Source organism: Stutzerimonas chloritidismutans (genome assembly GCF_038562055.1).
Classification (GTDB): Bacteria; Pseudomonadota; Gammaproteobacteria; order Pseudomonadales; family Pseudomonadaceae; genus Stutzerimonas; species Stutzerimonas chloritidismutans_A.
In genome coordinates, this window is record NZ_JBCFXD010000005.1 from 60,582 (window position 1) to 74,261 (window position 13,680).

The 13,680-nt window shown below is 62.3% G+C and carries 8 protein-coding genes; 5 read left to right on the plus strand and 3 right to left on the minus strand.

What is annotated here, in order from left to right; translation table 11 throughout:
• Window positions 1-2 precede the first annotated feature (2 nt).
• The 5 genes from AAGW23_RS09800 to AAGW23_RS09820 are packed head-to-tail and all read left to right on the plus strand — an operon-like array spanning window position 3 to window position 10,781.
• On the plus strand, window positions 3-875 hold the full coding sequence (locus tag AAGW23_RS09800; protein ID WP_342406290.1) for an isochorismatase family protein: 873 nt from the start codon (window positions 3-5) through the stop codon (window positions 873-875).
• A complete protein-coding gene (locus AAGW23_RS09805) occupies window positions 872-3,967 on the plus strand; it encodes an amino acid adenylation domain-containing protein (protein ID WP_342406292.1) in 3,096 nt (1,031 codons plus the stop codon). Before AAGW23_RS09800 ends, AAGW23_RS09805 begins: the two co-directional genes overlap by 4 nt.
• 14 nt (window positions 3,968-3,981) lie before the next feature.
• Window positions 3,982-4,740: a 2,3-dihydro-2,3-dihydroxybenzoate dehydrogenase gene (dhbA, locus tag AAGW23_RS09810; protein WP_425540822.1), complete on the plus strand. Its 759-nt coding sequence runs from the start codon at window positions 3,982-3,984 to the stop codon at window positions 4,738-4,740.
• A gap of 18 nt (window positions 4,741-4,758) precedes the next feature.
• A complete protein-coding gene (locus AAGW23_RS09815; protein WP_342406293.1) occupies window positions 4,759-9,336 on the plus strand; it encodes an amino acid adenylation domain-containing protein in 4,578 nt (1,525 codons plus the stop codon).
• The gene (locus AAGW23_RS09820) at window positions 9,333-10,781 is read left to right on the plus strand and encodes an amino acid adenylation domain-containing protein (RefSeq protein WP_342406295.1); all 1,449 of its coding nucleotides are present in this window, start codon (window positions 9,333-9,335) and stop codon (window positions 10,779-10,781) included. The genes AAGW23_RS09815 and AAGW23_RS09820 overlap by 4 nt, the downstream gene beginning before the upstream one ends.
• Window positions 10,782-10,828: 47 nt before the next feature.
• On the opposite strand, the gene AAGW23_RS09825 is transcribed toward AAGW23_RS09820, so the two are convergent.
• The 3 genes from AAGW23_RS09825 to AAGW23_RS09835 are packed head-to-tail and all read right to left on the minus strand — an operon-like array spanning window position 10,829 to window position 13,679.
• Window positions 10,829-11,773, minus strand: coding sequence for an ABC transporter substrate-binding protein (locus tag AAGW23_RS09825; RefSeq protein ID WP_342406296.1), 945 nt, complete (start codon window positions 11,771-11,773; stop codon window positions 10,829-10,831).
• Window positions 11,770-12,636, minus strand: coding sequence for an ABC transporter ATP-binding protein (locus AAGW23_RS09830; RefSeq protein WP_342406298.1), 867 nt, complete (start codon window positions 12,634-12,636; stop codon window positions 11,770-11,772). Before AAGW23_RS09830 ends, AAGW23_RS09825 begins: the two co-directional genes overlap by 4 nt.
• Window positions 12,636-13,679 carry an iron ABC transporter permease gene (locus tag AAGW23_RS09835; RefSeq protein ID WP_342406299.1) on the minus strand — a complete coding sequence of 348 codons (1,044 nt, stop codon included), beginning with the start codon at window positions 13,677-13,679 and terminating at the stop codon, window positions 12,636-12,638. The genes AAGW23_RS09830 and AAGW23_RS09835 overlap by 1 nt, the downstream gene beginning before the upstream one ends.
• Window position 13,680: the final 1 nt, after the last annotated feature.

Here is a 13,680-nt window from a genome sequence, read left to right on the forward strand (position 1 = left end):
TCATGGCAATTCCCACGCTGACGCCATACCACCTGCCCAGTGAATGGCGTGCGAACAATGTGCAGTGGTCGCTCGAGCCGAATCGCGCGGTGCTGCTGGTTCACGACATGCAAGCGTACTTCTGTGATTTTTGGGGCCAGGACAGCGCCTTTATCGACCAACTGGTTTCCCGTCTGGCGCAGGTTCGACAGCGCTGCAAGGCACTGGGCATTCCGATCGTCTACACCGCCCAACCGGGCGAGCAAGCCGCTGCGGACAGGGCGCTGCTCAACGACATGTGGGGGCCGGGCATCACTGGATACCCCGAGCGGCAGGCCATCGTTTCCGGGCTGGCGCCTGCTGAGGACGACACGGTGCTGGTGAAATGGCGCTACAGCGCGTTCCAGCGCTCACCGCTTGAACACATGATGACCGAGCTCGGTCGCGATCAGCTCATTATTGGCGGCATCTACGGCCATATCGGCTGCCTCATGACCGCGTGTGATGCGTTCATGCGAGACATTCAACCGTTCGTGCTGGCGGACGGCATCGCTGATTTCGGGGCGGCCGAACACCAGATGGCTCTGGACTATGTGGCGACGCGATGCGGCAAGGTTGTGACTTGCCGAGAAGTGCTCGAACTGGGCGTCGCAAGCCTGTCATTGCCAAGCCGGGCAGGGCTGGAAGCCCGGCTGCTGTCGATGCTCGACGAAATGGACGAGCCATTCGACCCGGACGAGAACCTGCTCGACTACGGGCTGGATTCGATTCAGATCATGACGTTGCTAAGCGAATGGCGCGAACAAGGCCTTGAGCTGAGCTTCACCGACCTTGCCAAGACCCCGACATTGAACGGCTGGTGGGCCCTGATCAGCGATCACGGAGGTGCCCGATGAGAGCGCTCGGGACTGCCCAGCAAGGGCTTTGGTCTGGCTACCTGCTCAACGAGGACAGGGCCATGTTCAATACTGCGGAGTGCATTGCGTTCGACGGCAAAATCCACGCGGCGACGCTGATTACTGCGGTGCAACAGGCGGTACGGGAATGCGAGGCCCTATCCGGTGTGCTCGTGGCCGAGAAAGACACGGCATTCTTCAACCCCTGCAACCTGCCTGTGGATGTGCGACAGGTCCAGGTTCCGGCGGCAGAAGGGGGAGAAGAGTGGGTCCGTGACTGGGCCATGCGCGACATACGCGAACCGATCGATCTCGAAAGCGAACTGCCGTGCCGGTTCGTGTTGCTGCAGGCCGAAGGGCGCGATTTTCTCTACAGCTGTGTGCACCACATTGCCCTGGATGGCTATGGCACCAACCTGCTGTATCAGCGCATCGCCGAGCTTTACGGTGCTGCACTGAACGGTGACCCACCGCCGCGCAATGGGTTTGGCCGCTATGAAGATGTGCTCAAGGAAGACGCCGAGCGGGACGCTCAGGGCCGCACCGCGGCAGCGCGCGGTTACTGGCTCGAGGCCTTGTCGCGAATGCCGGAACCAGCCAGTTTCAGCGAACGCAGTGCGCCCATTTCAGCCACTTTCATTCGTCACGGTGCGCCGTTTACCGAGCCCCTGTGGCAGGCGCTCAACCAGGTTGCCGACGCTCACGGCGTGAGCTGGCCGGACCTTCTTCTGGCTGGCATCAGTGCTCATCTCAGGCAGGTGAGCGAGGTGCGCTCGCAGGTACTCGGCCTGATGGTCATGAACCGCGTCGGCTCGGCATCCTTCAATGTCCCGTGCATGCAGATGAATATCGCGCCTTTGTGCGTGGACCTGCCAGACGATGCCGATCTGATCGTCAGTGCCAAGGCCCTAGGCAAGCTGCGACGCAGCAGCCGCAAACATCAGCATTACCGCTACGAATCGCTGCGTCGGGACCTCGGTCGTGTTGGTGGAGAGCAGCGCCTGTTTGGCCCTCTGATCAACATCATGCCCTTTGATCGTCCACTGGCATATGGCGACTGCCCGGCGCGAACGTTAAACCTCAGCGCCGGCCCGGTTGAGGACCTGACGCTGGAAGTGCAGATCGGCGCCGACGGTATGCCGGTGCTCGACTACGACGCCAACCCGGGCTGTTACAGCCTTGATCAGGTGCGCAGCCTGCAACAAGAATTGTTCGACCTGCTCGAATGCTGGTTGGCTGAGCCTCAGCAGCCACGGGCTGTGCTGCTTGAAGAACTGTTTGCCGTTCGCCGAGCTTGGCAGGTGCTCAAAAGTCCAGGCAGTGCCACCCACGCGCTACCGACCAATGTCCTGGAGGCCATACGGTTACAGGCACAGACTCAGCCTCGGCACATCGCGCTGGTTCAGCAAGAACAGAGGCTCAGTTATGGCGAGCTGCAGGCGCGCGCCGAAATGGTTGCTGCTGCGCTGGTCAATGAGGGAATTGGGCCGGGCCAGCGCGTCGGTGTGATGCTGAGCCGGTCGCCCCAGGCGATCCTTGCCCAGCTGGGAGTCTTGCTCGCCGGTGCGGTGTATGTGCCGTTGGACCCGGAGCAGCCCGCCGATCGGCAAAGGCTGATCTGCGAGACGGCAGACCTGGCGCTGGTCATCACAGAGGCGGCTTATCGGCATCGGTTGGCGGACATCCATTCAGGCCCGATTCAACTGATAGGGTTGCTGACCTCGGCCAACCGGATATATGGCCCGCGCAGTGACGATGCGGGTTGTTATGTGATGTTTACCTCCGGCTCGACAGGTGCGCCAAAGGGCGTTGAAGTCAGCCATCGCGCATTGGTGCATTTTGCTCATGCGGCTCGGCAGCGCTACGGCATCGGTTCAGCCGACCGTGTCCTGCAATTCGCACCATTCAACTTCGATGCAAGCATCGAAGAAGTGTTTGTCAGTCTGTCGGCCGGGGCGACATTGGTGCTGCGCAGCGACCCGATGTTGCAGTCCATGTCTTCCTTTGTAGAAGGGCTCGAGGAGCTGGCGATCAGCGTCGTTGACCTCCCCACGGCTTTTTGGAACGAGTGGGTCGTGGCGTTGCGTAGCGGCCAGGTACAGATTCCAGCCTCGCTCAAGACGGTGATCATCGGTGGCGAAGCGGTTTATCCCGAGCAGCTGCAGGCCTGGCAACGCGTCGGACGGCGCGACCTTCGTTTGATCAACACCTACGGCCCGACCGAGACCACGGTAGTGGCGACCAGCGGTGATCTGCAATGCCTCGACCCTCATCGCGAACGGCTGCCGATTGGGCAGCCACTGGCCGGCGTCGAAGCGCTGGTTCTGGCGCGAGGAAATCGTCCGGGATCTGAAGGTGAGCTGGTGCTCTTTGGCCCACAGTTGGCCAACGGCTACCTCAACAGCGACTCGCCGGCCTTTGCCCATTTGCGCATCGGCGACGAAACGATGCGGGTCTACCGCACCGGTGACCGCGTGCAGCTGATCGACGGCCAGCTGGTGTACCTCGGCCGACTGGACAACGAGTTCAAGATCAGCGGTTATCGCATCCAGCCGGGTGAGGTCGAAGCGCGGATGCTGGCACTGCCGGGCATCGACGAAGCCTGCGTGCTGGGCCTGGAGCTCGATGGCGGGGTGCGTCGGTTGGTGGCGTTTCATGCCGGCCCTTGGGACGACGCCCGAGCGATCAAGCGCGCACTGGGCGCCGTACTGCCAGGGGCCATGGTGCCGACCGATTACCGTCATTTCGCGGTCCTGCCCCGTACCGGTAGCAACAAAATCGACCGTAAGCGCTTACAGCAGGCTTACGTGCAGGACTCGTCCGATCGCGTGTTGAACGACGAGACGCAGCGTCGCGTTAGCACCATCTGGCAGCAGATCCTCGGGGTAAGCGGCATTCAGCCGGACGACAATTTTTTCGAGCTCGGTGGGCAGTCGTTACAGACCATCCAGATCGTCAATCGGCTGGGCGCAGAGTTCGGCACTGCAGTGAAGGTCTCTGACGTCTTCGATCACCCGCAGCTGGCGGATTTCTGCAGCTTTTTGGACAGCCGACTGCAACAGCGTGAAGCACTCGTGGAGATGGTCTGGTGAAGGGGGCGGCGCAGATGAGTGAGCAGATGAATTTCAGCGGGCACAGCGTCTGGGTGACCGGTGCCGGACAGGGGATCGGCCGTGCCGTGGCTGAAGCCTTTGCGCGGCTGGGTGGGCAGGTCATTGGTTTCGACCGCAATTTTTCCGAAGGTGACTACGGCTTCACGACCTATCAGCTTGATGTCAGTGACGCGGACGCGGTGCGGCTGGCGTGCAACGAGCTGCTGGACGGGCAACAGCGGGTTGATGTCTTCGTCAGTGTCGCAGGCATCTTGCGGCTCGGGACGATCGAGGCGCTGAGCCTGGCTGACTGGGACGATTCGATGCGCGTCAACGTGTCTGGCCCGTTTTTTCTGATGCGCGAACTGATCCCGCGCTTCAAGGCACAGGGCTGCGCAGCGGTGGTGGCAGTGAGCAGCAATGCGAACCACGTTCCGCGCATGCAGATGGCAGCCTACAGCGCATCCAAGGCAGCCCTGAGCAGCCTGATCTTAACCGCGGGCCTTGAACTGGCCGAGCATGGCGTGCGTTGCAACCTGGTTTCGCCGGGGTCCACCGATACCGCCATGCAGCGTGGCATGTGGCACAGCGAGGACGCGCGTGAGCGGACCATCGCCGGCTTCCCGGAGCAGTACAAGCTGGGCATTCCGCTACGCAAGATCGCCACGCCAGAAGAGGTCGCCCGCACCGTGCTGTTTCTCGCCTCGGACCTGGCGAGCCACATCACCCTGCAGGACATCGTCGTGGACGGCGGCGCCACCCTGGCGGCCTGAGATTCCGAGAGGTAGCAGATGCAACAGAACATAATCGGCCTGCTGAACCGCTTGGCTCAGCAGGGGGTGCACCTTGCGCTCAACGATCAGCAGAAGCTGGTTTCGCAGTCGAGCAAAGAGGCCGTGACCGCCGCGCTCGGGCAGCAGATTCGTGACAACCGCGACGCCATCATTGAATGCCTACGAGCTCAACGCGCGTTCAATGCGCCGATTGAGCCGCAACACCTCAGCGTAGGTCCGCTGTCTTCCTCCCAGAGCGGGCTCTGGTTCATCGAGCAGTACGAGCAGCATTCGCACCTGTACAACATGCCTGTGTTCTTCCGCCTGACTGGCGAGCTGGACGTGGCGGCACTGGCGTTCGCGTTCGAGGCGCTGATCGCCCGTCACGCCAGTTTGCGCACGTGCTTCCAGCGCAATGCGGAAGGGCGTGGCGAGCAGGCGATACTGCCGCACACGGGCTTTCATCTGGCGCGGGAAAACCTCAGCTATCTTGAGCTGCAGTCGTGTGAGGAGCGGGTGGCGCAGCGGGTACGCGAAGAGATCGAGCGCCCCTTCGATATCACAAGCGGACAACTGACACGGGTCACGCTGCTGGTGCTGGGCGAGCGTGAGCACGTGCTGATGATCAACCAGCACCACATCATCTCGGATGGCTGGTCGGTGAAAAACATGTTCGCTGATCTGAAGACTGCTTATCTGGCCTACCAGAATCGCGAGCCTGTGGTGTGGGATGAACCCGCGCTGACCTACATCGACTACGCTCGCTGGTTCAATTCGCCGCTGTTCCGTGACTATCACGCGCAATTCAAACCATTCTGGGCCGAGCGCCTGGCTGGCATTCCCGATGTGCACAGTCTGCCGCTGGATAATCCACGACCGGCGCAACCGGGCAGCGGCGGCGAGGTGGTGTTCTCGACTATCGACAATACGCTCTGGGATCGCTTCAAAGGGCTGTGTCAGCAACACAACACCTCACCCTTCATCGGCTTGCATGCACTGTTTGCGCTGCTGCTGGCACGCCATTGTGGTGAGCGCGACATTGTCATAGGCACGCCGCTGGCCTACCGCGAGCGGGCGGATATCGAGCCTTTGGTAGGTTTCTTCGTTAACACGCTGGTGTTGCGCACGCAGCTTCCCGAGCAGCAAAGGTTTGTCGACTATTTGCAACAGTGCCGCACTGACGATCTCGAGGCGTTCGATCACCAGCTCTATCGGTTCGAGGCGCTGAGCGAAGCGTTGGGCATGGACCGCCACACAGCAATCAATCCGATCTTTCAGATCATGCTGGTGTATCAGGCGCGGGTTGACTTCAATGACCTGATCCCCGGTTGCGACGCGGTGGAGGAGACCTCGCCGGTCTTGCCTGCCAAGACCGACATTTCGGTCAAGGTCACCGAGCTGATGGATTCGGTGCGGGTCGATTGGCTCTATGCGACAGCGCTGTTCGAACGCAGCAGTGTCGACGGTTATGCGAGCCGGCTGCTGAACCTGTTGGAGGCTGTGGTCGAGGAACCGAATCAGGACATCTGGCAACTGCCGATGCACGAGCCGCTGTTGCTGGAGCAGACCGCCGGGCGCCTGTCGGCTCTGCCCGCGAGCTATCCCGAAAGGCTGACCGCGCTTTCGCTGTTCGGCGACATGACTCGGCTACATTCAACCCGTCCCGCGCTGCGGCAGGGGGAGGGCTATGTCAGTTATGCGGAACTCGATGCCCTATCCAGTCGGCTGGCCAATTGGTTACTGGCTCAGGGCAGTGAACCGGGTGATCTGATCGGTGTGTTTGCGCGGCGCGAAAACGCCTTTGCGATCGCGTTGCTCGCCTGCTGGAAAATCGGTGCGGCGTATGTTCCTCTGGACCCGAGCTACCCTCAGCCGCGCCTCAGCCACATCATGCGGGACGCCAACCTGCAGCTCGTCATCGGGCAGGGCGCAGCACCGTTCGAGCTGGAGCCGAACCGGCGTTGGGTGGATCTGGCCAGCCCAAACATCCAGGTACAGCTGGATGCGCAGTTGCCAACCGCACCGCCCCTCAAGCATGACCCCAGAGAGCTGGCTCAGGTGATTTACACCTCGGGTTCGACCGGGCTGCCGAAAGGCGTGATGATCGAGCATGGCTCGCTGGTCAATCTGTTGCTCGATCACGGTCGCCGGCTCGATGTCGCGCCGGGGGATCGCATGCTGGACTGCATGTCGTTGTCGTTCGATGCGGGCAACATGTGTGCGCTGGTGCCGTTGGTGCACGGTGCGTGTCTGCTCTGGGCGGACCCCGGCGAAGGCCTGCTGGACGAGATCGAGCGTACCAAAACCACCCAGATGATCTTTCCCACAGCGCTGCTCGCGACTTTGCCGGCGCGCGCGTTACCAGCCATGAAAGCGGTCGGGTTTGGAGGCGAGGCTTGCCCACCCTCAATAGCGCAGCGCTGGGGCGCTCAGTTCCGTTTGATCAACATGTATGGGCCGACAGAAGCCACCGTTACGGCGCTGACGAAAACCCTTGCGCCGGGTGGTCGTCTGACCATCGGACAGCCTATCGAGGGCATGCAGGCTGTGATTCTGGATCGGCATGGTGCTGTGTGCCCAGTGGGCGTTCCCGGTGAGCTTTGTCTGGCGGGGCTGGGGTTGGCGCGGGGTTATCTCAACCTGCCGGAGCGCACAGCTGAGGCGTTTCGTGAGCATCACATCGCTGGGGTGAAGCTGCGGCTGTACCACACCGGGGACCGCGCCCGGTTGTTGGCCAACGGTGAGTACGAGTACCTGGGGCGCCTGGATGCGCAGATCAAACTGCGCGGCTATCGCATCGAACCGGGTGAAATCGAAGCACAGCTGCATGCCAGCTGCGCCGCCCTGCAGGAAATCAAGGTCATCGTCTCCCGCCAGGGCACGCGTCAGGCGCTGATCGCCTACGCCACGGTCACCGCTGGCGAAGCGATACCCGAGGCAGGCGCGGTCTTGCAGGCAGCTGCGCATCGATTGCCTGAATACATGGTGCCGCAGCATCTGATCGTCCTCGACAGGATGCCGCTTACCGCGAACGGCAAACTGGATCAACGGCAGCTGCCCGCGGTTGAGCTGGCCGACGCCGAACAGCGGGTGCCGCCCGCGGGCGATCTGGAGCGACAGGTGCTGGAGATCTGGCAGGGTGTGCTGGAGCAGCCGCTGGGCGTTGAAAGCGATTTCTTCCAGTTGGGCGGCGATTCGATCTTGAGTATTCAGCTGGCTACACGTTTGCGCGAGGCCGGTTATCCCTGCAGCGTCAAAGAGGTGTTCGAGGCCAAAACCGTGCGTCGGCTGTGCCGTGTGCTGGAAAGACCTCGCGAGATGCCAATGCTCCGCGCGGAGCAGGGGCTGCTGACCGGCGATTTCCCCCTGCAGCCGATACAGCACTGGTTCTTCGAGCAGCCTTTTGCTCAACCCCAGCACTGGAATCAGGGCGTTGTGCTGTCTCTGCCGACGGACGTAAGCCTGCCGCAACTGATGGATTACATGCGCCAATTGCTGGCCCAACACGATGCGCTGCGGTTGATCGTCATGCCGTCGGGCCAGTGCTACCGAGAATTTTTGCCGTTGCCCGAGCCTGCATGGCTGGACGCGGCGGCGCTGGGCGAGACGGGATTACAGCATGCGTTAACCGAGCTGCAATCTCACTTTGATGCAGCGAGCTCTCGAACGCTGGCGTGGGCCGTTATCGACAACTTGGCAAAGGGTCAGCGAGGGCTGTTTATCGCCTTTCACCATCTGGTCATCGATGCGGTGTCTTGGCGCATCCTGATTGAAGACCTGCAGCGACTGGCCCGCGGCGATGCTTTGCCGGACAAGACCAGCAGCTATCGGCAATGGGGCGAGGGGCTTGTTGCCTATGCTCAGCGTGCCGAAACGCAGTTGCCATACTGGCTAGAGCAGGTGGGAGCCATGGGCGAAGCGAGTGGGGAAAGTCCGTTTCCACTCGACTGGTGCTCCAGCGAGCGATCCGAACCTCAGCTGTTGCAGCTGGACGAAGCCACTACCCGTCGTCTGACGCAGAACACGACCCAGCGCTTGAGCGTGGACGTGCGGACCTTACTGCTGGCTGCGCTGACCCGCACGCTCATGGAGCTGGGGCTCGGCGAGCAGCACTGCATCATGCTGGAGGGCCACGGTCGTGAACCGATTGATGCCGGGCTGGATGTCAGCCGCACGGTGGGTTGGTTCACCAGCATGTTCCCGGTCAAGGTGCATAACCACGCGGACTGGCCCGCGCTGGTCCAGCATACCGCCGACCAGTTGCGCCGGGTGCCGGACAACGGCGTTGGTTATTTGCCGCTGCGCAGCAATCCGGCGCTTCGTGAGCGCCTTCCGTTGCCCACCGTCGCGCTCAATTACCTCGGCAATTACCACCGCGGAACGGGGGCGTGGCAGGCATTGCCACTGCCTCCGGGTAACCCGAGCGGCGCAGGCAATCTGTCTGCTGAACTGGTCAGCCTGCACGGTGGCGTATTTGACGGCCTACTGACCTTAAGGCAGATCGGCAGTTTGCGTGCAGACCTGGGCGCCCGCATGCTGGCGTTGCTGCGCGCGAATCTGCACAGCCTGGCGGCACTGGGAGGAGAGCCGCTATGACGATGCTCAATCCGCACCTCGCCCACGTCTTTGTCCGTCACGCCGGACGTCCAGCGCTAGGATGCCTCGGCGTCAGCTTCAATTATGCCGAGCTGCAATCCCGGGTCGCGGCCATCGTGTTGCAAATGCGCGAGACGGGCGTGACGGCCGGTGATCGCGTTGGACTGCACCTCGCCCGAGGGCCGGATTTGATCGCTGCGCTGCTTGCCTGCCTGCATGACGGGCTGTGCTTTGTGCCCCTGGAGCCTGAGTTTCCCGTTGACCGGCTACAGGGGATCGTCGATGACGCCCGCCTGCGGTGTGTCGTGCAGGATGAGCAGTCGTCGCACTCGTTAGCCCCTTCGCTGCGCCTGAGGCCCGGCGTGGCCGAGATGCCGGAGCAGCCAGATCTCGACGACGAGCTACCGGCATACATGATGTTCACGTCCGGCTCGACCGGAAAACCCAAGGGGGTCGTGATCGGCCGGGCGGCGCTACGCAACTTTCTCGACGCCGCGACCCGCCGCGTCGGGGCTGGCTGCGAGACACGCTGGTTGTTTACCACCACGCCGGCGTTCGATATTTCGCTGCTTGAGATGCTGGGGCCGTTGTGGGTGGGTGGCTATGTCGAAGTGGTCTGCGCACCCGCTCACAAGGACCCGGTAGCGCTGTTGCAATTGCTCGATAGCCGGCCGGACCTGAACACCCTACAGGCGACACCCGCGCTCTGGCGGATGCTGCTCAAAGCAGGGTGGCGAGGGCATAAAGGGCTGGTCGCGCTCTGCGGTGGTGAAGCCCTGGACGCCTCGCTGGCGGCACAACTCAGCGAATCAGCGGGGCAGCTCTGGAACTGCTACGGCCCCACCGAGGCGACCGTCTGGTCAATGATGGCGCAGGTCGAACAGCCATTGGCCGACCACAGCGTGCGGCTCAGGCAGTCACTCGACGGCTATCGTCACTGGGTGCTCGACGAGAATGGCAACGACGTCGGGCCGGGCGGCGAGGGTGAACTGTGCATCGAAGGGGTATCGCTGGCACAGGGTTATTGGCAACGCCGCGACCTGAATGAGCAGGCCTTCATCAGGAGGCAAGGGCGTCGTCTGTACCGTACCGGGGACCGGGTTCGCCGCATCGGCGACGATGAATTCCAGTACCTTGGACGTCGTGACGATCAGATCAAGCTGCGCGGCTTTCGAATCGAACTGGGCGAAATCGAAGCCAATCTGCGGCGCATCGATGGCGTGCAGGAGGCTGCGGTGCGGTTGCTGGGTGAAGGGGACGAGGCGTGCCTGGTCGGTTATGTGGAGACACATGCCGAAGGTGCGCCCGGTCGGGTTCAGATTCGCCGAGCACTGCACCTGAGCCTGCCGCACTACATGATTCCGAGTCGCATCGTCCTGTTGGAATCATTGCCGAAAACACCGAGCGGCAAGATCGACCGCAAGCGTCTGCCCGAACCTGCCTGATTGGTAAGCTCTACCCCGTGGCCAAGCGGCCACGGGGTGTATCTACGTCAGTTCTTTGCGACTGGCTCGGCGTCTGTTTTGCCGACGATGGACTCTACATCTTCGATCACCTGCAGAGCGGCCATCGGCCCACCCAGGGAGGTCCACAACGATCCATCAACGGCGGCGAAACGCTTGGCCTGGATCGCGGACAGCTGACGGAACGCTGGCGTTTGCTCCGCCTGGTGGAGCGCCTCCACGGCTTCTCCGCTGGTAGCCAGTGTGCCGATCACCAGCCAGTCCGCATCCAGCAGTTCAAGCGACTCAAGGCTGAGCGCCATGGAATGCGTATGGCCGGAGTCCTGCTGGTGAGCTGGGCGGACCAAGCCGACATCCTCCACCACGGTGCTGGAAAAAGCGTCCTTGAACATGTAGGACGGCCCCTTCGGGTTCCAGCGAACAATGCTGAACGTCTCGCCTTGATGAGCCTTCAGACGTTCACGCGCTTCGGCTACCCGCACTTGGTAGCGGTCCAGAAAAGCCTTGGCTTCGGCATCCTTGTTCAGCACGTGCGCCGTTCGCTGCATGCTGACTCGCCAAGGTTCCGCCCACTTGAAAGTCACGACCGTGGGCGCGATTTCGTTGAGGATCGCCAACTGCTCCGGCTTGACTGGCCCGGTGAGGATCAGGTCCGGCTCCAGCTCCAGAAGCGTTTCCAGGTTGGGGTTGTCCAGGTCTCCGACGACCCTGATGCTGGATGGCACCTTGCCTTCCAGGTAGCGCGGCGGTGCAGCCTGGCCGCGACCGTTTACGGTGCCAATCGGCGTTACGCCCAGCGTCAGTGCCGTATCCAGATCGATCTCGTTAAGCGTGACAACGCGCTCGGGTGTGGCTGGCACGGTAACGGTATTGCCCAGTGCATCTTCCACCTGACGGGTGGCGGCTTGCGCATTAAGGGACATCAAGCCTGCTAAAAGTGCGACGGCGAAGTGCCAGGGGATTCGTTTGATCATGGGGTCGTGTCCTGTTGAGCGGGTTCGAGCACCGCTGGGGTGCGGGTGATTGATGGTGCAGGGGTCCCAGGCGCGGGCGCTGCGAGCGAGCGGCGACGAGGAACGATCACCGGAGCGCCGTCACCCGGCGCCGGCACAATGTCCACCTCGGTCTGATAAAGGCGGTCCACCAGCGCCTTCGTCATCACCTCACGGGCTGGCCCCATGGCCTGAATCTGCCCATCGGCAAGGGCAATCAGGTCGTCGCAATAGCGCGCGGCAATGCCCAGGTCATGGATGACGATCAGCACCGTGCGGCCTTCGGCTGCGATCCGGTACACCGCCTCCATGACTTCGGCCTGGTGGCCGATATCCAGTGCGCTGGTGGGCTCGTCGAGCAGAATGAGATCGGTGTTCTGCGCCAGAATCATGGCCAGCCATGCTCGCTGCGCCTGGCCGCCGGAAAGCGAAGACGCCTGGCGATGCCAGATGGTGTCGAGCTGCATGGCGGTACGTGCGCGGGCGACTTGGTGCGCATCCTCATCGCTCCACTGGTTGAACCAGCCTTGATGCGGATGTCGGCCGTACTGCACCAACTGCTCGACACGAATGCCCTCGGCCATCACCGGGCGTTGGGGGAGAAACGCCAGTTGGCGGGCCAGGCGCTTCATCGAGTAACGAGACAGGGACTGCCCGTGCACCTGGATTTCGCCGCGTTGCAGCGGCAGCTGACGCGCCAATAGCTTGAGCAGCGTCGATTTACCGCTGCCGTTGGGCCCGACGATGCCAATCAGCCGGCCTTTGGGCAGCGAGAAGGTGAGGTCGTCCAGAACCACCTTGTCCTGATAGGAGAAATGAAGGTGTTCGACGCTCAGTACCGTCATCAGTCAGCCCCTCGTCTGTCCTTGATCAGCAATGCCAGCAGCAGGATGCCGCCAAGTAGCCGGGTCATGATCCCGGTGGGGATTTCTTCCGGCTGCGCCAGTACCCGCACCAGGGTGTCACTGCCCAACAGCAGGACCGCTCCGCAAAGGGCCGATAGCCAGAGCGGGGCCAGGTTATCGCGCGCCAGCCATGACGCCAGAATGGGTGCGGCCATGGCGATAAACACCACGGGCCCGCCAATCGCGGTGCCCAGCGACGCCACCAGAATGGCCAGGCCCAATACACCGAGCTGCACGAGCGGCACGCGGATGCCGAGGTTCTGCGCAGTGGCGTCCCCAAAACGCAGCAAGGCCAGTGGGCGATGGACCAAAGCCATTAGCGGACACAGCGCGAGCAGCACGGTGGCGATTGGGTTGACGGTCTGGTAGCTGACGCCGGCGAAGTGACCCATGGTCCAGAGATAGAGACTGCCCAGATGCACCAGCGGTTGAGTGGACATGGCGAAGTCACCGATCGCGCCGAGCAGCTCCGACAACGCGATCCCGATGACAATGAACAGATAGCCCTGCTCACCGGGGCGCCGACAGAGGGTGAACAACGCCATAGCGGCCAGCACCGCGCCCAGCGGTGAAGCCCACCAGGGCCAGCTGCCAAGCGTCAGGTACAGTGAAAAACCAACTATTGCCAGGGAGGCGCCTTCGTTCACACCGATCATGTCGGGTGTCGCCAGACGATTGCGCACCAGTGTCTGTATCAGGCAGCCCGCCATGCCCATGGCGAGGCCGGCAACGATGGCGGCTGCCACCCGCGGCATACGTATCTTGAACACCATGATCTCGTGCAGCTTGCTGCCATTGCCGAGCAGGGTGACGATCACATCTTGTAGGCCCATCTTGCCTGAGCCCAGACTGATCGCCAGCGTAGCCAGTACGGCAAGCAACAGGGTCAGTAGGCCGCACATCAGCCAGTTGCGACGATGCAGCAAAAGGCTCAGGCCGCCGATGCGCAGGGCCCACACGCCGCTGGGAGTAATTGATTGCATG